A 21,271-nucleotide genomic window follows, 5' to 3' on the forward strand; every position below is an offset into this window, starting at 1 on the left:
AGGACATCAACATGAAAAAAGGTTTATTAACAGCTTTATTCATCATTTTTGCAGGCGTTTTGGCCGCTTGCGGATCTTCCAGCAGCGAAGGGGATAAAGACAGCAAAGTCATCACAGTCGGAGCGACGCCGACGCCTCACGCTGAAATCCTTGAAGAAGCAAAGCCGCTTTTGAAAGAAAAAGGCTATGAGCTTAAAATCAAAAATTTCACGGACTACAAACTGATCAACAAAGCGCTTGCAACGAAAGATCTCGATGCGAACTATTTCCAGCACGTCCCGTATCTTGAACAGGAAATGAAAGAAAATAAAGATTATGATCTTGTTAACGTCGGCGCGGTACACCTTGAGCCATTCGGCATTTACTCTAAAAAGTATAAATCTTTAAAAGACCTTCCTGACGGTGCAAAAATTATTATGAGCAACAACGCGGCTGAACAGGGCCGCATGCTTGCAATGCTTGAAAATGCCGGACTGATCAAGCTGAAATCAGGCATTGAAAAAGTGGATGCGACAGTAAAAGACATTGCAGAAAATAAGAAAAACCTCAAAATCAAAAATGATGTGGCGCCTGAAATGACAGCAAAAGCATACGAAGCCAATGAAGCTGACGCAGTGTTCATCAATGTGAACTACGCGATCCAAAACAAGCTGAATCCGAAAACTGATTCAATCGAACTTGAGTCTCCAAAAGACAATCCTTACGCTAACATCATCGCCGTCCGAAAAGGCGACGAAGATTCTGACAAAGTGAAAGCTCTGATGGACGTATTGCGCTCTGATGACATCAAAAAGTTCATCGACAAAAAATATGAAGGCTCTGTCATTTCTGTTTCTGAGTAAATGAAAGAACACCCCGGTTTCGAAGAAAACCGGGGTTTTTTCGCGTATTTTTTGAAAAGAGGCTCATAATAAAAAAAGACTACCAACTGAAAATGGAGGAACAAAACGTGAATCAGCATGAATCAGAAAGCATTATCGAATCTGCACTGCATGAATATAAAGCAGGGATCGGCATCTTTTCCGAAAAAATGCCCGGAATTGCCGCCAAATACAACGAATTTACCGAGGAATGCTTTAAAAAAGGCGCGCTCAGCGAAAAGGATAAGCAGCTGATCGCACTGGGCATCAGTGTGAATACTCAGGATGAATATTGCATTATTTATCATATCAAGGGCTGCCTGGATTGCGGAGCGTCGGAGGAAGAAATTCTTGAAGCAGTCGGCGTAACTGCGGCATTTGGCGGAGGCGCGGCCATGAGCCAAGCTGTCACACTCGTTCTGCAGGCGATGGAAGAATTCCAGCAAATGAAGCATTGATTTTTCGTCCGTGAAAGCATATTGAAAGCACACACATTTTTGCAGAGTTTGTATATAACTGGTACTATGTAAGAAAATCTCTGAAAGGATGATTCATTATTTGTTCAAGCCAAGATCAGCTTGACCTTGAATTCACGGCCGAAATGGAAAAAGCGATGCACAAGTCGCATGGAATGGGGTACGAAGAGTACAGCAGAAGCCATGTGAACCGGCTTGAAGTTGAGAAAAGACGTGAAAAGCAGTATCAAAAAAGCAAGCAGATCGTATCAGACTTACCCATGATCGGATAAAACGCGAGGGGGGCGGATGTGTCGATCCGTCCTTCTCCATGTTCTTAAAAGCCGCTTGACCATAATTAAAGGAAAAGGTAAAATTTAAATATGAATACATGATCATATACTGATTTAAGAGGGGGATTTAAAATGGCTCATTCTCACGGACATACAGGTCACAGCCACCATGGCAGCCGATCAGCAAATCAAAAAGCGCTGTTCATCAGCTTCGGTTTGATTTTTACTTTTATGATAATTGAAGTGATAGGCGGGATATTGACGAACAGCCTCGCTTTGTTGTCAGATGCGGGACATATGCTCAGCGACGCTGCAGCGCTTGGATTCAGCCTCTTGGCGTTTAAAATTGGGGAAAAGGCTGCAACTGCGAGCAAAACATTCGGCTACAGGCGCTTTGAAATTTTGGCTGCGTTTATCAATGGGATCACCTTGCTTTTGATTTCACTTTATATTTTTTGGGAAGCGTACAACCGCTTTTTCAGCCCGCCGGAAGTCGCCGGCAGTGGCATGCTCGCAATTGCAACGGTTGGTCTGTTCATCAACATTGCTGCAGCCTGGATATTAATGAAAGGCGACACAAGCGGGAATTTAAACATGCGGAGCGCTTTATTGCACGTCATCGGCGATATGCTGGGATCTTTCGGCGCGATTATCGCAGGCCTCCTCATGATTTTCTTCAATTGGAATATCGCCGATCCAATCGCAAGCACCGCCGTCGCGGCTTTGGTTCTTGTTAGCGGGTGGCGGGTGACGAAAGACTCGGTGCACATATTAATGGAAGGAAAACCGAAAGACATTGATGCGGAAGCGCTTAAAAACGGCTTGCTTTCCATTCCGTCAGTAAAGGAGGTTCACGATCTCCACATTTGGTCGATCTCATCTGATATGCCGTCATTAAGCTGCCATATCGTGGCAGACGAAAACAGTGACAGGGATAGAATCTTAAAACAAGTATCAAAATATCTAAGGAAAGAATGCAACGTGGAGCATGTGACGGTCCAAATAGAAGGGGAGCGCTGTTCCCGTCATGAATCGTGCAGCCTGGGATCAAATCGTTCCCGCTCGTAATTCGCGCTGTTTGTCGATAGCTTGTTGATTGCAAGGTGCGCATCTCTCGTCCGGGAAGTTTTCTTACCCCAATCTCTTTAAGAACAAAACGTTTTTTGTTAAACTTGAGAACATGTACACGAAAAGATAGGAAGACTATTGTTGTATTCACTTTTCATTTGTTATAAAATTAGAATGAGAATAAATTGAGAATGATGATTATATATATTGGAGGTATATTTCATGGCTGCTTCGACATTAACAATCAAAGATCTTCACGTTGAGATTGAAGGAAAAGAGATTTTAAAAGGTGTAAACCTTGAAATAAAAGGCGGGGAATTCCACGCTGTAATGGGACCGAACGGAACGGGTAAATCAACTTTATCCGCGGCGATTATGGGTCATCCTAAATACGAAGTAACAAAAGGAAGCATCACGCTTGACGGCAAGGACGTTCTGGAAATGGAAGTGGACGAGCGCGCTCAGGCCGGCCTGTTTTTGGCTATGCAGTATCCGAGTGAAATCAGCGGTGTTACAAACGCCGATTTTCTCCGTTCAGCGATCAACGCGCGCAGAGAAGAAGGCGACGAGATTTCTTTAATGAAATTCATCCGCAAAATGGACGAAAACATGGAATTTCTTGAAATGGACCCTGATATGGCGCAGCGCTACCTGAACGAAGGTTTCTCAGGCGGTGAGAAAAAACGCAACGAAATTCTTCAGCTGATGATGATCGAACCGAAAATCGCGATTCTTGACGAAATCGATTCAGGTTTGGATATCGACGCCCTTAAAGTCGTTTCAAAAGGAATCAACAAAATGCGCGGCGAGGACTTCGGCTGCCTGATCATCACGCACTATCAGCGCCTCTTGAACTACATTACGCCTGACCACGTGCACGTCATGATGCAGGGCCGCGTTGTGAAATCCGGCGGACCTGAGCTGGCGCAGCGCCTTGAGGCTGAAGGATATGACTGGATTAAGCATGAGCTTGGAATCGAAGACGAAACTGTCGGTCAAGAAGCGTAAGCGTTAGGGGGATAAACATGACATTGGAAACAAAACTATCTGTAGATCGGGAATATGTCAAAAGCTTCTCTGAGAAGCACCAGGAACCGGCATGGCTGCAAGATCTACGCTTAGAAGCGCTTGAAAAAGCCGAAGATCTGCCGCTGCCGAAACCTGATAAAACGAAAATTACAAATTGGAATTTTACACGGTTTGATAAGCATACTGTAGAAAATAAACCGCTTGATTCTTTGGATGATCTTTCAGATGAGGTCAAATCGCTGATCGATCTTGGAAATGAAGACAAAACGCTTTATGTCCAAAGAGACCAGACGCCGGCTTACCTTTCTCTTTCAAAGGAGCTGCAGGATAAAGGCGTCATCTTTACAGATATTCATACTGCGTTCCGCGAACACGGCGAGCTAGTCAAAAAATACTTTATGAAAGACGGCGTTAAAGTCGATGAGCATAAATTAACGGCATTGCATGCAGCCCTCCTGAACGGCGGAGCCTTCCTTTACGTTCCGAAAAACGTCGAACTGGAAGCGCCTGTGCAAGCTGTTTATGTCCATGAAAGCAATGATACAACGCTTTTCAACCATGTACTTGTTGTTGCTGATGACAACAGTGCAGTCACATATGTAGAAAACTACATCAGCACTGTGAACCCTAAGGAAGCGGTCTTTAACATCGTGTCAGAAGTGATCACAGGCGCGAATGCCCGCGTGCAATACGGTGCGGTCGACAACCTTTCCGCAGGGGTGACGGCTTATGTCAGCCGCCGCGGAACTGCACTCGGACGCGACAGCAAAATTGAATGGGCGCTCGGTTTGATGAATGACGGAGACACCGTTTCTGAAAACACGACAAATCTGCATGGAGACGGCACATTCGGCGATACGAAAACGGTTGTCGTCGGCAGAGGAGAACAGACTCAAAACTTTACAACGCAAATCATTCATCACGGAAAGCATTCAGAAGGCTATATTTTAAAACACGGCGTTATGAAAGATTCCGCATCTTCGATCTTCAACGGTATCGGAAAAATCGAGCACGGCGCGTCAAAATCAAATGCAGAGCAGGAGTCACGCGTTCTTATGCTGAGTGAAAAAGCGCGCGGCGACGCAAACCCGATCCTATTAATCGATGAAGACGATGTAACGGCAGGACACGCTGCATCTGTCGGCCGCGTCGATCCGGTTCAGCTCTACTATTTGATGAGCCGCGGAATTCCTAAAGAAGAAGCAGAGCGCCTCGTCATTTACGGCTTCCTCGCACCGGTTGTCAATGAACTTCCGATTGAAGGCGTGAAGAAGCAGCTGGTCTCTGTGATTGAAAGGAAAGTAAAATAATGAATGCTAAAGATATTCGCGAACAGTTTCCGATTCTCAGCCAACAGGTCAACGGACACGATCTCGTTTATTTGGACAGCGCGGCCACCTCGCAAAAGCCGCGCGTCGTCATTGAGACGCTTGATGAGTATTACAACTCTTACAATTCCAATGTCCATCGCGGCGTCCATACATTAGGAACGAAAGCAACGGATGGATATGAAGGAGCACGTGAGAAGGTCAGGAAGTTTATAAACGCGAAATCGATGCAGGAAATTATTTTTACAAGGGGTACGACAACGGCCCTGAACACGATTGCGCTCAGCTATGCCCGCGCAAACCTCAAGCCCGGTGATGAAATCGTCATTACACCGATGGAGCACCATGCGAATATTATTCCGTGGCAGCAGGCTGTCAAAGCAACCGGCGCCACGCTGAAGTACATTCCGCTTCAGGAAGACGGAACCATTTCCTTGGACGATGTCAGGGAAACGGTGACGGAAAATACAAAAATCGTCTCGGCTGCGCATGTTTCAAACGTTCTCGGTACAATCAACCCGATTAAGGAAATAGCCAAAATCGCGCATGACAACGGCGCGGTTATGGTCGTAGACGGTGCGCAAAGCACGCCTCACATGAAAATTGACGTCCAGGATTTGGACTGCGATTTCTACACGTTTTCAGCCCACAAAATGTGTGGTCCGACCGGGATCGGGGTATTGTATGGAAAAAGAGCATTGCTTGAAAACATGGAACCCGCAGAATTCGGCGGAGAAATGATCGATTTTGTCGGTCTTTACGAATCGACTTGGAAGGAGCTGCCTTGGAAATTCGAAGCCGGCACACCGATCATTGCCGGCGCGATCGGATTGGGAGCGGCGATTGACTTCCTTGAAGACATCGGACTTGATGAAATATTAGCGCATGAACACCGTTTGGCGGCATACGCGCTGGAGCGCTTTAAAGAGCTTGAAGGCGCTGTTGTCTATGGTCCGGCCGAACGTGCAGGACTCGTGACGTTCAACCTTGAAGACGTTCATCCGCACGATGTGGCAACCGTGCTGGATGCAGAAGGGGTCGCCGTCAGAGCCGGCCATCACTGCGCGCAGCCTTTAATGAAATGGCTGAACGTCTCCGCCACTGCAAGAGCGAGCTTTTATCTGTATAATACGGAAGAAGACATCGACAAACTGATTGAAGCTCTTCAGAAGACAAAGGAGTATTTCACAAATGTCTTTTAATGTGAACTTGGATACACTGTATCGCCAGGTGATTATGGATCACTATAAAAACCCGAGAAATAAAGGGGTTTTGAATGACAGCATCGTCGTTGACATGAACAACCCGACATGCGGTGACCGGATCAGGCTGACGATGAAGATAACGGACGGTAAAGTAGAAGATGCAAAATTTGAAGGCGAAGGATGCTCAATCTCAATGGCTTCTGCGTCTATGATGACACAGGCGATCAAAGGGAAAGACGTGGAGACCGCCCTTCAAATGTCACGGATCTTTTCAGATATGATGCAGGGCAAAGACTACGACGATTCGATTGATTTAGGAGATATTGAAGCTCTGCAAGGCGTTTCAAAATTTCCGGCCCGAATTAAATGCGCAACATTGTCATGGAAAGCCCTCGAAAAAGGCGTTTCCAAAGAAAACAGCGATAACGAATAAAGATTGGAGTGAAAATGGATGGCTAAGAAAATGCCGGATATCGGCGAATATAAATACGGTTTTGCCGACAAAGACGTTTCCATTTTCCGTTCAGAGCGGGGATTGACAAAAGAAATCGTTGAAGAAATTTCACGCATGAAAGAAGAGCCACAGTGGATGCTCGACTTTCGCTTGAAATCTCTTGAACACTTCTACAATATGCCAATGCCGCAATGGGGCGGAGATTTAAACTCATTAAACTTTGATGAAATCACATACTATGTAAAGCCTTCTGAGCGTTCAGAAAGATCATGGGACGAAGTGCCTGAGGAAATCAAACAGACATTTGACAAGCTCGGAATCCCAGAAGCTGAGCAAAAATATTTGGCCGGTGTATCCGCGCAATATGAGTCAGAAGTCGTTTACCATAACATGAAAGAAGACCTTGAGTCTCAAGGGATCGTCTTCAAAGACACAGACAGCGCCCTCAAAGAAAATGAAGACATTTTCCGCGAGCATTGGGCAAAAGTCATCCCGCCGACTGACAACAAGTTTGCGGCCTTGAACTCTGCGGTATGGTCCGGCGGATCATTCATCTACGTGCCAAAAGGCGTAAAAGTTGATACTCCGCTGCAAGCATACTTCCGCATCAACTCAGAAAATATGGGACAGTTCGAACGGACGCTGATCATCGTCGACGAAGGCGCTCACGTTCACTATGTAGAGGGATGTACAGCACCTGTTTATACAACAAACTCCCTTCACAGCGCGGTTGTTGAGATCATCGTTAAAAAAGGCGGATACTGCCGTTATACAACGATTCAAAACTGGGCGAACAACGTCTTCAACCTTGTGACAAAGCGTGCGGTCTGTGAAGAAAACGCGACAATGGAATGGATCGACGGAAACATCGGCTCCAAGCTGACAATGAAATATCCTGCCGTTATCCTGAAAGGCGAAGGCGCGCGCGGAATGACGCTTTCTATCGCTCTCGCAGGAAAAGGACAGCATCAGGATGCCGGTGCGAAAATGATTCACCTTGCACCAAATACGTCATCCACAATCGTTTCAAAATCGATCTCAAAACAAGGCGGAAAAGTCACATACCGCGGAATCGTCCACTTCGGACGCAAAGCCGAAGGCGCCCGCTCAAACATCGAATGCGACACGTTGATCATGGACAACAAATCAACTTCTGATACAATCCCATACAATGAAATTTTGAACGACAACATTTCATTGGAGCACGAAGCGAAAGTATCAAAAGTATCTGAAGAGCAGCTCTTCTACTTGATGAGCCGTGGCATTTCTGAAGAAGAAGCAACAGAAATGATCGTCATGGGCTTCATCGAGCCGTTCACAAAAGAACTGCCGATGGAATACGCGGTTGAGATGAACCGTTTGATCAAGTTCGAAATGGAAGGGTCTATTGGTTAATATATAAAAAATGTTGAGGCGAACTTTTGAAGTTCGTCTTCTTCTTTTTTTCTAAGTATTTGTTTGATCTCTCTACAACAGTGGGGATTGGCAGGGGAAACCCTGCTTTTTTTATTCAACAACAGGGAGAATAACTTATTTCTTAGAAGTAACAATTAACTTGCAGTAGGCATATAATTGATGACTGGAAAATAATAACTTTCGGAAATTTTCTGAGGGGGAAAATTAAATGGCTTATCCATCGGTCAATTATTCAGCCAACATCAACAGTTATTCAGACATTGCACGACACAAGGAATGCATAGCAAATGAGTTAAGGTATTACTACTCAAATGTAGTGAATCATGCCCGTGCAGTTACCTGCTTAACCGATGATCACACAGTTGTGATTATGCATTTAAGAATTGATCAATATCGATTTTATGAAATTGTGGTTGTCGCAGGTCCGGATTATAATAAGATAAACCAAATTATTCCGCGGATTTGGAGCTTAATTAGCAGAGCGACTAATATTTGTGGTTAAGACTATTTTAAGCAACTTTAAACAAGGTGGTAGGGTCGTCCATCGGTTATAGCAGATTTCGATTTGTTTACCCGTCATCATTTTATGTGTTTGTGCACCGTAGATATAAACTATTGCCTGTCTTCAATTTTTATTGACAAGATGGGGGTATATCTACGGTTTTTTTTCGGCTTGCCGGTTTCAATTTTGAGTTATAATATCATACGGTTCGGAGGAACACTGGTTTGATAAGTGCGGTCAGAACTCTGACTCAATTTTATATTCTCTTAACGATTCTGTGACGATACGTTTCAACAAAAGAAACCGCATTTTATACTACCTTTTATCATACCAACAGATATATATAATCCTACTACTTTTCTGATCCCAATTTTATAATCCTAAAATTCAACAGGAAAAATGAATCAAATTGATTAGGTCAAAAAACCTCTAATTTTTAAAGACTTCTTAGAATGTTGTTGTGAAAAATTATTCTTTTATGTAAAATGATTACTATGAAGAAAAAGGAAAAACCTGCTGATATTTCTGAAAAATTATAATCTTACGAGAAAGGAAGAGGATAAGTGAGCGTAATACCATATGATTTGGTTGCGACGAAAATGAATTTTTGGTACACCGCCCTAAAAAACAATTGGCCTGGCAAGGCAGAAGATACTAGGAAAGAAGTTGAAAGAGAATTAGAACAAATGGAGCAAAATCAAGATGTGATTGTCTATTATAACTTATTGTTGTTTCGGCACAACCTTCAATTTGATTATATGTATTCTGATGCTGGAGGTAATTTAGCGAGTCGATTTGATGAGTTCAAAAAAATTCGAGATCAGAACAGCCTTGAAGGAATGTTGGAATATTACTATCAATTCTTCGCAGGTATGTATCATTTCAGACAAAAAGAATTGATACTTGCGTTGAATTTTTACAGGAATGCCGAGAAACAGCTTGATTCTTTTGATTGTGATGAGTTGGAAAAAGCAGAATTTTATTTCAAGGCATCAGAAGTTTACTATCATATGAAACAAACATTCTTTTCGATGAATTACGCGAACCGTGCATATAACATATATAAAAAATATGACACTTATGGGGAGAGAAGAGTTCAATGTCAGTTTATTCTTACAGGGAATTTAATTGACAAAATGTATCCAGAAAAAGCCTTAGTCAATTTACATAAAGCGCTTGAGGAATCCAATAATCTCGGTGCTGATCATTTAATTGGCTCATCGCATTTGAATCTCGGAATATGTTATAATCAGCTTGAAGAACTTGAAAAGTCATCCAATCATTTGAAGGAAGCCCTGAATCTATATAGGGATGGATATCTGAGTTTCTTGCCTAAAACACTGTTTAATTTGTCCTATGTTATGGCAAAACTTCGTAAATTGGGTAACGCAGAAGACGCATACCTTGAAGGGAAGGAAGTAGCTGAGAATAATAGGAATTTTGATATCCTTGCAAAGCTGGAAATGATTAAAGGGTTATACCTATCGTTCGATTTAGATTTAATCAGAGATTCATTCAAGTTTTTCAGGGAAAATGGCATGTATGCAGATATGGAAGATTACGGGGTTATAGTGGCTGAAGCTTTAACGAAAAGAGAAAAGATTTACGACGCTCTTGAGTTCTACCGTATTGCATATGATGCGAGACGACAAATTCAAAGGAGTGGGATAGCAAATGAAGGCTAAAATATTGCTTTGTGTTGTTTTGTTTATAGGGACTATAGGTATAGTAGGTGTTTCTGTTGCACAATCAGATAACGCTACATTTAAAGTCGCTGATAGACTACAATCCTAAGCACTCTCTGATTATTGATGTAATAATTTTGATATAAATTCAGTGCGCATTCCAGCAAATTAGCATGTCAAAACAGCCCTTCTCATTTTGCTAGAAGGGCTTTATTTTATTGGAATTCACGACTTGAACTAGCAATACATTATTAAATTACTTTTTTCTTTAATATATTGTCATTTAATGGGTATAAAATGAAGCGCGCCTTGTGTTCCAGGCAAAAGCAAATTTGTTAAAAAAATCGGGCTGCTATTCGATCGACGAGCATTACCACAAGGTTGCCTGCGAGAAAAAGATCATCATGAAAATACCCATCTTCATCAACAATTTTTATACCTGTCTTAATCTTTTTACCTAAGCTTCATACATTTAAATCATCCCCTTTCACCCACTTATACGGTATTTGTCCATTAAAAAAGAACAGGATCTTCTTGTCAAATATCTTTATTAGATCATATTGTCATGTATAATGAAGAGTATATCATGTGACATTCATACTGTATAAGAAAGGATATGACCAGTGAAAATGTTGAAAAAGGCTGTGTTGACAGCCGTTATTTTCTTGCTGGCCGCATTTGCAGGGAGTACAGAAGCCTTTGCTATGCCTTCCAAAGGGGCGGTGAAATTCAGGACGGATGCCAATACATATACGAAATCAGCCACTTCGATCGTTGTGACGGGAAAAAGTCCTGTTACGGGGACGATGATTGCCGTCAGGCTGATCAATAAAAAAGGAACTGTCCTGATCTATCGAGATGTTCATTTAACACGCGGAAAACCTCATTTTCGGGTGAGCTTCCCGACGAAAAAGCTGAAACCGGGCAAGTATGACGTCTGGGTGGATGCCGTCAAAGGGAAGAAATGGCACGGGGAATTGAAGCGCTACATTGTCATCAAACATTGAGCTCCATTATGATGAACGGAGGGCTGTGTAATGACTGCCGTGGGTTTTTGTGTATTATTATGTTCTGCATTTATCCATGCATCATGGAACTACCTTTCAAAAAAAGCCGATGGAGGCGTTCCATTTATCTGGCTGTTCACAGCGATTGCAGCCGTTGTCTACACGCCGTTGGCCATAGGTGTTGTCATATATGAAAAGCCTGAGATCGGCATCTGGCAGCTTGCCATTATCATGGCGAGCATCCTTGCACACTTGGGCTTTTTTCTTGTTCTTCAAAAAGGGTACAAAAAGGGCGACCTTTCCCTCGTCTACCCTATTGCGAGAGGAACTGGCCCGCTGCTCACCTGTGTGCTGGCGGTCGCCTTTTTTGGCGAATCATTGACGCTGCCCGCAATAACAGGGATTCTTTTGATTGTGATCAGCATTCTTTTTTTCACAGGGGGAGTCAAGCGGTTAAAAGAATCAGGCTCGCTCACACCGGTTCTTTACGGGCTGGCGGTCGGCGGTATTATTGCCGCATATACCCTCCTTGATAAAGCAGCGGTCAGCCGGTTTCTCATTCCGCCGTTGCTGCTTGATTATTGCAATACGCTCGGCCGTCTGATCATATTGACTCCTTTTGCCGCGAAAAGCTGGAGCGAAGTCCGCTTTGAGTGGAAGCATCACCGGATGGAAGCTGTCGGGGTGGGGGTTTTTAACTCTTTGGCTTATATTTTGGCGCTGAGTGTCATGGTATTTGCTCCGGTCAGCTATGTGGCACCGGTTCGGGAAATCAGCATTTTAATCGGAACGGTGATGGGGGCGGTTCTTTTGTCTGAAGGTTTCGGACGGCTTAGAATTGTCGCGGCTGTCTTTATGGTGCTTGGCGTGATATCGGTAGCCGTTGGTTAGGTTGTGTTCCATCGATGTGATCCGTTATATTTGTAAATAAACAGAAATGAAAAAGGTGTTAATCATGAAATCTTTTATTGTAGTCGGAGCGGGCGTCCTCGGCGCTTCTGCCGCTTATCATCTTGCAAAAAAGGGCGCGGAAGTGACCTTGATTGACCGCGGAGAGCGGGGAAGGGCTACAGATGCCGCGGCGGGTATCGTCTGCCCCTGGCTTTCGCAGCGCAGAAACCAGGCATGGTACAAGCTTGCAAAAGGCGGAGCGGCGTACTACGCCGATTTAATCAAGCAGCTTGAAGCTGACGGAGAATCGGATACGGGGTATAAACGGACAGGCGCTATCAGCTTGCATACAGACGAGCGAAAGCTGGAGAAAATGGAAGAACGGGCGCATCTCAGGCGCAAGGATGCCCCTGAAATCGGCGAGATCACCCGTTTATCCCATGAGGAAACGAAGCGTTTATTTCCGCCTTTGGCAGAGGGGTACGGCTCGGTTCATATCAGCGGCGCCGCGCGCGTAAACGGAAATTTGCTCCGCCGCTCACTTGTGAATGCCGCACAGAAATACGGAGCTTCAGTTGTTGCCGGAAACGCTTCATTGCTCTATGAAGGAAACCGGGTAACAGGGATCTCCACAGCGGACAAAAAAATATACGCTGATCAGGTGCTGGTCACAGCGGGCGCTTGGGCGGCCGAGCTTTTGAAGCCGCTCGGCGTGCGTTTTTCAGTCAGCCACCAAAAAGCGCAGATTGTTCATCTTCGTCTTCCGGAGGCGGATACCGGCAGCTGGCCTGTTGTGATGCCTCCGAATGACCAATACATATTGGCATTTGAAGACGGCCGGATCGTTGCCGGCGCTACTCACGAAAATGAAGCGGAGCTTGATGATCTTCGGGTAACGGCTGGCGGCCTTCACGAAATTTTCTCAAAGGCGCTTGCTGTTGCGCCGGGTTTGGAATTGAGTGAGCTGCTTGAGACGCGTGTAGGATTCAGGCCGTTTACACCAGGCTTTCTCCCCGTGATCGGCTCATTGCCGAACATTTGCGGGCTGCTTGTTGCCAACGGCCTTGGCGCTTCAGGGCTCACGTCAGGTCCTTACCTTGGCGCGGAATTGGCAAGGCTCGCCTTGGGAGAAGAGCCTGAGCTTGATATCGCTTTATATGATCCGGCCGGCGCGCTTGAAAGTTGAATCATGTTGCAAAAAAAAGTTCACTCGAAGCTAGAGTGAACTTTTTTCTTGTTTACAGTTTTAAAATAGAAAATTTTTCAATATAAATCCATGGAGGAAAATTTTGAGAAAACCATATGACTTTCTTCGTAGTGCATGCCGGTTTTTTTGAACGGCAGGTGTTCGGTTCAATCGGCCGCCTCTGATTCCCGAACAAATTTGGAAAGTAAAAGGAGGGTCGCCATGATCCAGTTTGACTTTGAGTATTACAGGCCCCAATCTGCGCAGGAAGCGGTAAAGCTCTTTCAAAGCTTGGAGCGCAAGGGGAAAAAGCCGGCTTATTTTTCCGGCGGAACAGAACATTTAATACCAGGACGGCTGAGGGTGATTCATCCAAATGCCGTTATCGATATTAAAGACATACCTGAGTGCAGAACTCTGCAATTTGAACGGCGCCACCTCGCTTTAGGCTCAGCATTAACATTGACAGAGATCACGGAAAACGGCGGCTTTCCATTGTTGAGCAAAGCGGTAAGGGAAGTGGCCGACCATACGGCGCGCAATAAGATTACGCTTGGCGGCAATATTTGCGGGCAGATCTTTTACCGCGAAGCAGTGCTGCCTTTTTTATTAACCGACAGCAAAGTGGTGACGATCGGAGACAAGGGGGAAAAGCGCTATTTGATTCACGACGTATTCGATCAGCAGCTGAAGCTGAACAAGGGAGAAATCCTCATTTTCCTTTTGATTGAAGAACGCTATCTTCATCAGCCTTTTGCAAGCATAAAAGTGAGGCAGCAATGGGATACGGGATATCCTTTGGCGACGATTTCAGCTCTTGAAATAGACGGACGCGTCCGCTGTGCATTTAGCGGTGTCTGCCCTTTTCCGTTTCGTTCATCAGAAGTGGAATCTGCGTTGAATGACGAATCGCTCCCTGTAGATCAAAGGGTGGAAAAGGCGATCAGCCGCTTTCCCGGCCCTGTTTTGGACGATGCGCAGGGTTCCGCTGAGTATCGCAAATTTGTCATCAAACATACGCTGTTTGACATTCTCGACATGCTGAAAAAGGAGACGTTTTGACAAGCGTTTGAATCCAATATTTGCAGGCGCGCGGGATACCATGAATTTGAACTGGCCCTAAAATCGGTGTGCTGAACAAAAAAAGAGAGGTTTAAAAAAAGAGCGCCGGGCAGGCGCTTTTTTTGTTCAATTCAAAACGCCTGAGCCCCAAATATCCTCCGCCCATTCAGGGTGATCAATGAATGGATTGCGGTTATGCTGGTATTGCTGATAGATGATGTCGTTCCGCTTTCTTTCAAGGGCATCGACAGGATCTTCATGGTGCCATTTCAATAAAACCGACATTTTTCCGTGGTACGGTTTAGATCCGTTGTTCGTTGTGTCGTTCATTTCAAGATCCGGCTGGCCGTCGTCCCCTTCATAGCGGACCGCCATATAGAAAATCATTCTGGCGACATCGCCTTTAATGCTTTTGTCAGGTTCCCAGGAATCGCCGTCATAGCGGTTTCCGGGAGAACCGGGATAGGGGCTGCCGCCTTCGTCGAAATCAAGGTTTCCGCGGGCGGCGTTTACTTGCACATCGCTGGGCCTGAGATGATGCAAATCTGTTCCGGGTCCTTTGCTTGTTCCGAAATCACCGTGCGATTTTGCCCATACGTGCTCGCGGTTCCAATCGCCAGTTTGCCCCCCGTTCGCCTGTTTAGAGCGCGACTCTCTGGAATATAAGAGAATCACGTTATTTCGATTGGCCGGATCTTCGTCCGTTGCTTTCAGCGCTTCCCATACCTCGCTGTAAGAAAGCTCTCTATGATCGTCGATTGTGTCGTGAAGCGCTTGTTTTAAAGCTTCGCCTGTTTTGCCTTGCGCCTGTTCATAGTAATCCGCCGGAGCCGAGGACTGATGGGGCTGGACGTGTAAGGAAAACAACTGGAAGGCTTCTGCGTTTTGGGTGGGCGCGCACATCGCTGACAGCATCAAAATAAACGGTATGAGACACTTTCGGTTCATCTTTCGATTCCCTCCTTTTCATTTCTTCCATTATCCAATCTTTTCATGAAAAGGAAATATCATTTTGGTTACGGTTTTCTTACGGTCTTGTAAATGAAGCTTTCCACCTCTCGAGGGCTTCCAGGCCGGCTTTTTCTTTCAGCTGTTTTTCCGCCGTTCGGACGCCTTCTTCAATGGCCGCGCAGTGTCCGAACAAATAATAGCGCAATGCGGTATTCATGATGACTTGTTTTCTTTCGTATTCGGTATCGGCCGATTCATCTCCGGCGAGAACGGCCGTTATTTTTTCCGCCTGTTCCTCAGCAGACAGCGGTTTGTTGAGCTTTGCTTCATCTGCGTAAAGCCCGAATTTTTCCGGCTTTAATATAAAGGAATCGATCACGCCGTTTTTTATCGTAAACACAAAGCTGCCTCTGTGGATCGGTACGTCTTCCGAGCCTTCCGCCCCCTGGACAATGAACACTTCTTTGTACGTCAAGTGCTGAAAAACGGGATGCATTTTCTGAATGGCCGTCCGGTGAACCGCGCCCATCATGAGCTTGTCGGCATCAGAGAAGTTGACCAGTTTTTCAGCTGTATTCAGCACGGTGCGGATGCCGATCTCTTCGCGAATTTTCCTCATCCGAACAAACGGTTTGCAAAATGTTTCGGCGGCTGCGAATCCGATTGAGGCCTCTTCCAGTGAGTGTGCCATTTGCGCAGGATCAGTCTCAGAGGGGATTCCGAGTTTGTCTAGGACATTTTTTACACTCGTTCCATATTTGGGCGGCAATGCATCACTGCCGTGGAGAAACACGGGGACTCCGTTTCCTGCGAGAAGGAGCGAGGCGGGAATGGTTGCTAAAAAAGAATGTCTTCCTGTGTAAGGTCCCGCAAAATCGATGACCGCATCTTTTACAGCTTTGGAAAGGTTCAGTGTTTTCGAGCTGTTCCGCAATGCTTCGGTAAACGCGAGCAATTCCTCAGGGGACTCTGTTTTCATCCGCTCCGCTATTAAGAATGCGGCGGTCTGGACGGGGCTGGCATTTCCCGTAACGATCGCTTCTGCAGCCTGTTTGGCCTCTTCATAAGTTAAATCGCGGGCGCCCCTTTTTCCTCTTGCGACTTCTTTAATCCACTGTTGCAATGTGAACTCTCTCCTTTACATGCTGATCTTTCTTATGACTTTACATGAAAATGCAGAAAAGGAACAGTCGAGATTGTCGGCTTAATACTTGATAGAAAATATGACGATTTTCTGGATTGGCCGTGTAGATTTAGGTATTTTAACTGAAAACATGCTGAAATTTAGAGGGTTTTTCAATGCGATTAATGCTGTAATCATTTAATATGTTAAAAAAGTTAACATGGAAAAGGGGATGATCGAAAATGGGAATGCCGGCTTACAAAACAGAAGACGTGAACAAGAAAGAAAAAAGCAAAAAGGAATTTCCGCATATTTATGTCATTCTGGCTGTCATGATTGGTCTAATGGCGCTTATGACATATGTGATTCCGGCAGGCGAATATGAACGGGTGGAAAGTCCGGACGGCAGGGAAATGATTGATCCGGCGTCCTACAAACGGATCGAACAGACGCCGGTTGATATCTTGGGGTTGCTTACGGCTGTTCCGAAAGGGATGACAGAAGCGGCCCCGATTATCGTGTTTACATTTGTGATTGGCGGCGCTTTTGCCGTTCTGCGGAAAGCGTCTGTCATTGAGCTCGGTGTCCGTCTGCTGGCGGATCAGTTCAGGAACAAACCGGTTTTCGTTACACCTGTCTTAATATTCGTTTTTTCCGGCATTTCCTGTTTTATCGGGACGCCTGAGCTTTCCATCGTTTACGTCCCTGTCATTCTTCCTCTGCTGCTGTCTTTCGGATATGACCGGATGACAGCAGCAGCAATTGCGTTGTGCGGGACGATCGCCGGCTTTACGAGCGCTTTGACAAACCCTTTTACCGTAGGAACCTCACAAATGATTTCCGGTCTCCCGCTTTATTCAGGGATGGGGTACAGGGCGGTCATCTTTGTTGTCATTACGGCGATTGCCGCTGTATATGTGCTCAAATATGCGGAAAAGGTCAGGGCGCATCCTGAAAAAAGCCTGACGGGGAAAGAAGCAGTAGAAGCGGTGCCTGCTTTTAAAGCAGGCAGACGGGTGAAATGGGCCGGTATCGCGGCGCTTGGGTTGTTTGCCGGCTTGATTGGCTGTGTCATTTATTTCAGGTGGGATATGCTGACAATGGCGGGCTATTTCCTCGCGCTCGGCATCATTCCTGCTTACATTGCCGGCATGAGCTCGAGAGACATTGCCGAGTCCTTTAATGAGGGCTTTAAAGAAGTGCTCGTCGGGGCGATGATTTGCGGCATTGCAAGAGCTGCTGCGGTCGTTATGGCCGACGGACAGATCATGGATACGATTGTTTACGGCTTGTCTCATGCGGTCTCACAGCTTCCTTCTTATTTAACGGTTACGGCGATGCTTTTCACACAGATGCTGTTTAACTTTTTTGTTCCAAGCGGAAGCGGACAGGCTTTAATAATGATGCCGATTATGGCGCCTTTGGCTGATATTGTCGGAATTACGCGGCAGACGGCGATTCTGGCTTTCCAATTCGGCGACGGTTTTTCAAACATCGTCTTTCCGACATCGGGTTACTTTATGGCGACGCTTGCGATCAGCCGGATTGCCTGGAACAAGTGGCTGCGATTCATCCTTCCGCTGTTTTGCCTCTGGATGGGAGCGGCCGTGCTTTTCCTGATGTTTGCTAACGCTGTCGGCTGGTCGTAAATGGATAAAAAGGCGGGGGAATCCTCCGCTTTTTTAATTTCCCATCATTCCTTCAGAAGAAAAAATATGCATAAATATGAAAAAACTAGACTTTGAACCTATCTGTGGATATACTAATTTAGTAATTGATCGAATTTAAGATTGTCCGGTATTATCGGGCTTTAAGGAAGGTATCCGCGGATGAAAAAAATGGCCAGATTGTATATTCTCATGCTGAACGTGTTCATCGTTATGCTTGGTATAGGCTTGATTATTCCACTCATGCCTACGTTTATAGAAGAATTCGGCGCGTCAGGCAGCACGCTCGGGTTGCTGATTGCGGCTTCGGGTATTACCCAGCTGCTGTTTTCGCCCGTTGCCGGGGAAATGACCGATAAATACGGAAGACGGAAAATGATCATTTTAGGCATCGGTGCGTTTGCGGTTTCCCAGTTGCTTTTCGCCTTGGCGAGCCAGATGTGGCTGCTGTTTGTTTCCCGCCTTCTCGGCGGAGCGGGAGCGGCGTTTTTGGTGCCGGCCATGTTTGCCTACATCGCCGACATCACATCGGAAAAGGATCGAAGCAAAGGGATGGGGCTGATCAGCGCCGCGATGTCTCTCGGCTTTGTCATCGGTCCGGGAGCCGGCGGATATTTGGCTGCGTACGGGCTCACTTTTCCGTTTTACGTGTCAGCCGGATTAGCCGGCTTGGCGACGGTTTTATCGCTTTTTGTCCTCCCGGAAACGCTCAGTCAAGAAAAGATGCTTGAAAAGCGCCGCTCCGCTCAAAAGCGCGAACCGCTTCCTAAGCAAATGGCGCGCGCGCTGCGATCGCCGTATGCTTTTCTGTTTGTCCTCGTGTTCATCCTGAACTTCGGGATCATGAATTTTGAGGCGGTATTCAGCCTTTATGTCGATCATAAGCACGGCTTTACACCGGGAGACATTGCCTTTGTCATTACAGCGGCAAGCTTGATCGGCGTGTTCGTCCAGGCGGTGGCCCTCGGGATGCTGACGAACCGCTTCGGCGAAAAAAAGCTGATGAACATGACGCTGATCGGTTCAGCCGCAGCGCTTGCCGTCTGCTCGATTGCCGGTTCGTACTGGCTCGTTTTCGGTGCAACAATTGTTTTCTTCATGCTGACGTCCATCCTCCGTCCGGCGATTAATACGCTGATTTCAAAAATGGCCGGTGATGAACAGGGCTTTGCCGCAGGCATGAACAATGCGTTTATGAGCCTTGCCAACATTGTCGGACCGACGGTGGCCGGTCTGTTATTCGATGTGAACGTGGAAATTCCATATATTTTTGGTGCGGTCGTTCTCGTGCTCAGCTTTTTGGCGGCAGTCAGCTGGGGGCGGAAGCAGCAGACGCGCGCAATTCCCGAAAAAGTATAAGGGAGCCGGCACATATGCCGGCTTTTTTCTATGGTGAATTTCAAATCATCAGCAATGCCGGTATGGCTTAACTTTCTCCGGTTGCTGCTGTTGGAGTTTCTCACAATCCAAGCAGCATTTGAATTCTGAGCGCCAGTCTCAAGCGCAGGGTTGTGTCCGCATCTTTCAGGCTTTTCCCGAGCAATTCTTCGCATTTTTCAAGCCTGTAGATGACTGTGTTTCTGTGGACATACAGGCGCTTGGCCGTTTCAGAAATCTGACAGTGCGTTTCCAGATAGACGGACAATGTTTGCAGGAGCCCCTGGTCATCCTTCGGCAGGCTGGCAAGCTGATGCAGTGCATGCGTGTAAAATGTCTTCAAATCATCAGCCGGAATCATGCGTAAAAGCTCAGAGACGTCTTTCATATGGTACGTCTGGATGAACTCGGTGCTGCCGGACAAATGGCCGGAGTGGAGCGCGTCGACGGCTTCTTTGCAAATGTGCGGAACGTCGCTTAGCTGATGGCTGAGGTTGCTGATTCCGAAAGAGATTGTCCGCTGAAAGTGCTCCGCTGTATGACGCTGAAACGTCTTTAAAAATCCGCCGACGTCTGCATTCAGTTCAGCCCAGCTGTCCGTCGCTTCGGCCAGCAGGAAGCAGACGTTTCCCTTTGTGAAAAGGTGCGGAGGGAACGGAAAGTCAACCAGCTCTTCTTCCAGGCGTTCGAACACGGAATCTGATTCAAGCTGATTTTCCGTGAAGCTGAGCGATTTTTCGCGCCGGTCCAATTTGCCCGCAATGCACACATATTTTTGATCCCACTTGAGCTGAAATTCTTTGGCCCGGTTTTTAATTTCTTCAGCAGAGGAAAAGGCGCCGTCCAAAAAATTGCTGAAAAACTCGTTCCGCGCTCTTCGCAAATATTGTTTGAGCGCATTTTCCTTCAGCAGCTCAAAGGCGATGACATTGGCGGCTTGTTCGAGGGTTAACAGCAAGCCTTTGTCTGAAGGGGAAATCAACCCGCAGACAACGAGGAAGCCGCATTTTTTTTCATGAGTATAGATCGGAAATACCGAATAGGTTTGTTGGTCGGGAAGCGTTGAAAAACAGGTGAGCCCTGTCCTGTTTCCTTTTTGAAATATTCCTTCATAATGCGACAGCGTCCCGGCGGCATCCGCTTTTGAGGAGGCGATCGGCTTGAGATGCTGATTGAAAAGAAGAACGGGAAGCTTCAAAACAGCAGAGACGTTATGCAAGAGCGATTGAATGCTTTTTCCGCTCATAATATGGGTTGTGAACTTTTTTTGGGCGGTAATGGCCTGTTCGAGTTCTGCCGTCCGTTTGTCCAAAATATGGCTCAGTGTATGATTGACAATATCACCGAGGCGGACATCTTTATTTAGCTCGATGATCGGAAATGACCGCTCGTCGGCAAGCTTGATCACCTCGTCGGGTATTTTCTGCAAAAAGCGCGTTTTGATGCCGAGTCCGGCGCAGCCCCGCCTGATCATCCTTTCAATCAATTCCTTCAATAAAAAAGGCCGGTCCTTTAAATGGTATGCGGTCGTGACGAGGAGCTCGCCGTGATGCAGATAATCGGCAATATCTGGCGCATCCATCATATTGATGTGTTCGATGTTCCGGGTCCCTCCCGTTTTTCCGGCGGCAAGCGTTGCGCCTTTAAACACGGGGAGTTTCATCATGTCATAGATATTCATTGATCTGTACAGACCTCCTTTGTCATTTTAG

The 21,271-nt window shown here is 46.1% G+C and carries 20 protein-coding genes; 17 read left to right on the forward strand and 3 right to left on the reverse strand.

Going from position 1 to position 21,271, the window contains the following annotated elements; translation table 11 throughout:
- The first annotated feature begins 11 nt into the window (after nucleotides 1-11).
- From metQ to ACH97_RS01360, 15 genes are all read left to right on the forward strand, one after another.
- Entirely contained in the window at nucleotides 12-842 is an 831-nt protein-coding gene (gene metQ / locus ACH97_RS01295; RefSeq protein ID WP_020452873.1) for a methionine ABC transporter substrate-binding lipoprotein MetQ, read from the forward strand.
- Between the two features lie 92 nt (nucleotides 843-934).
- Nucleotides 935-1,318 (forward strand): carboxymuconolactone decarboxylase family protein, encoded by a 384-nt coding sequence (locus ACH97_RS01300; RefSeq protein WP_031305044.1) that lies wholly within the window; start codon nucleotides 935-937, stop codon nucleotides 1,316-1,318.
- A gap of 143 nt (nucleotides 1,319-1,461) precedes the next feature.
- The gene (locus ACH97_RS23670; protein WP_020452871.1) at nucleotides 1,462-1,608 is read left to right on the forward strand and encodes a YuzK family famiily protein; all 147 of its coding nucleotides are present in this window, start codon (nucleotides 1,462-1,464) and stop codon (nucleotides 1,606-1,608) included.
- Between the two features lie 132 nt (nucleotides 1,609-1,740).
- Entirely contained in the window at nucleotides 1,741-2,676 is a 936-nt protein-coding gene (locus tag ACH97_RS01305) for a cation diffusion facilitator family transporter (RefSeq protein WP_048350182.1), read from the forward strand.
- A gap of 222 nt (nucleotides 2,677-2,898) precedes the next feature.
- A complete protein-coding gene (gene sufC, locus ACH97_RS01310) occupies nucleotides 2,899-3,684 on the forward strand; it encodes a Fe-S cluster assembly ATPase SufC (protein ID WP_020452869.1) in 786 nt (261 codons plus the stop codon).
- Between the two features lie 17 nt (nucleotides 3,685-3,701).
- Complete coding sequence (sufD, locus tag ACH97_RS01315; protein WP_048350181.1) at nucleotides 3,702-5,015, forward strand: Fe-S cluster assembly protein SufD; 1,314 nt, start codon at nucleotides 3,702-3,704, stop codon at nucleotides 5,013-5,015.
- Nucleotides 5,015-6,235, forward strand: coding sequence for a cysteine desulfurase SufS (gene sufS / locus ACH97_RS01320; RefSeq protein ID WP_048350180.1), 1,221 nt, complete (start codon nucleotides 5,015-5,017; stop codon nucleotides 6,233-6,235). Before sufD ends, sufS begins: the two co-directional genes overlap by 1 nt.
- Nucleotides 6,225-6,671, forward strand: a complete 447-nt coding sequence (gene sufU, locus ACH97_RS01325; RefSeq protein WP_003185039.1) for a Fe-S cluster assembly sulfur transfer protein SufU — start codon at nucleotides 6,225-6,227, stop codon at nucleotides 6,669-6,671. Before sufS ends, sufU begins: the two co-directional genes overlap by 11 nt.
- Before the next feature lie 18 nt (nucleotides 6,672-6,689).
- A complete protein-coding gene (gene sufB / locus ACH97_RS01330) occupies nucleotides 6,690-8,087 on the forward strand; it encodes a Fe-S cluster assembly protein SufB (RefSeq protein ID WP_003185037.1) in 1,398 nt (465 codons plus the stop codon).
- A 229-nt stretch (nucleotides 8,088-8,316) separates the two neighbouring features.
- Nucleotides 8,317-8,610, forward strand: coding sequence for a hypothetical protein (locus ACH97_RS01335; RefSeq protein ID WP_025809825.1), 294 nt, complete (start codon nucleotides 8,317-8,319; stop codon nucleotides 8,608-8,610).
- Nucleotides 8,611-9,173: 563 nt separating this feature from the next.
- Nucleotides 9,174-10,295 carry a Rap family tetratricopeptide repeat protein gene (locus ACH97_RS01340; RefSeq protein WP_020452864.1) on the forward strand — a complete coding sequence of 374 codons (1,122 nt, stop codon included), beginning with the start codon at nucleotides 9,174-9,176 and terminating at the stop codon, nucleotides 10,293-10,295.
- Nucleotides 10,296-10,918: 623 nt separating this feature from the next.
- On the forward strand, nucleotides 10,919-11,302 hold the full coding sequence (locus tag ACH97_RS01345) for a hypothetical protein (protein WP_020452863.1): 384 nt from the start codon (nucleotides 10,919-10,921) through the stop codon (nucleotides 11,300-11,302).
- 30 nt (nucleotides 11,303-11,332) lie between these two features.
- Nucleotides 11,333-12,193, forward strand: a complete 861-nt coding sequence (locus tag ACH97_RS01350) for a DMT family transporter (RefSeq protein WP_020452862.1) — start codon at nucleotides 11,333-11,335, stop codon at nucleotides 12,191-12,193.
- A 64-nt stretch (nucleotides 12,194-12,257) separates the two neighbouring features.
- Nucleotides 12,258-13,379 (forward strand): NAD(P)/FAD-dependent oxidoreductase, encoded by a 1,122-nt coding sequence (locus ACH97_RS01355; protein WP_020452861.1) that lies wholly within the window; start codon nucleotides 12,258-12,260, stop codon nucleotides 13,377-13,379.
- A gap of 222 nt (nucleotides 13,380-13,601) precedes the next feature.
- Nucleotides 13,602-14,441 (forward strand): FAD binding domain-containing protein, encoded by an 840-nt coding sequence (locus ACH97_RS01360; RefSeq protein ID WP_020452860.1) that lies wholly within the window; start codon nucleotides 13,602-13,604, stop codon nucleotides 14,439-14,441.
- A 126-nt stretch (nucleotides 14,442-14,567) separates the two neighbouring features.
- On the opposite strand, the gene ACH97_RS01365 is transcribed toward ACH97_RS01360, so the two are convergent.
- Together ACH97_RS01365 and ACH97_RS01370 are read right to left on the reverse strand one after the other, a co-directional pair.
- Nucleotides 14,568-15,389, reverse strand: a complete 822-nt coding sequence (locus tag ACH97_RS01365) for an endonuclease I family protein (RefSeq protein ID WP_020452859.1) — start codon at nucleotides 15,387-15,389, stop codon at nucleotides 14,568-14,570.
- Between the two features lie 79 nt (nucleotides 15,390-15,468).
- Nucleotides 15,469-16,515, reverse strand: coding sequence for an anthranilate phosphoribosyltransferase (locus tag ACH97_RS01370; protein WP_048349999.1), 1,047 nt, complete (start codon nucleotides 16,513-16,515; stop codon nucleotides 15,469-15,471).
- Between the two features lie 242 nt (nucleotides 16,516-16,757).
- On the opposite strand from ACH97_RS01370, the gene ACH97_RS01375 reads away from it, so the two are divergent.
- The gene (locus ACH97_RS01375; RefSeq protein WP_020452857.1) at nucleotides 16,758-18,164 is read left to right on the forward strand and encodes a YfcC family protein; all 1,407 of its coding nucleotides are present in this window, start codon (nucleotides 16,758-16,760) and stop codon (nucleotides 18,162-18,164) included.
- Between the two features lie 180 nt (nucleotides 18,165-18,344).
- Nucleotides 18,345-19,541 carry an MFS transporter gene (locus ACH97_RS01380; RefSeq protein ID WP_020452856.1) on the forward strand — a complete coding sequence of 399 codons (1,197 nt, stop codon included), beginning with the start codon at nucleotides 18,345-18,347 and terminating at the stop codon, nucleotides 19,539-19,541.
- A 100-nt stretch (nucleotides 19,542-19,641) separates the two neighbouring features.
- On the opposite strand, the gene ACH97_RS01385 is transcribed toward ACH97_RS01380, so the two are convergent.
- Entirely contained in the window at nucleotides 19,642-21,240 is a 1,599-nt protein-coding gene (locus ACH97_RS01385; protein ID WP_020452855.1) for a PucR family transcriptional regulator, read from the reverse strand.
- Between the last annotated feature and the right edge of the window lie 31 nt (nucleotides 21,241-21,271).

Origin of the sequence: Bacillus paralicheniformis (genome assembly GCF_001042485.2) — a bacterium.
GTDB classification, from domain to species: Bacteria; Bacillota; Bacilli; order Bacillales; family Bacillaceae; genus Bacillus; species Bacillus paralicheniformis.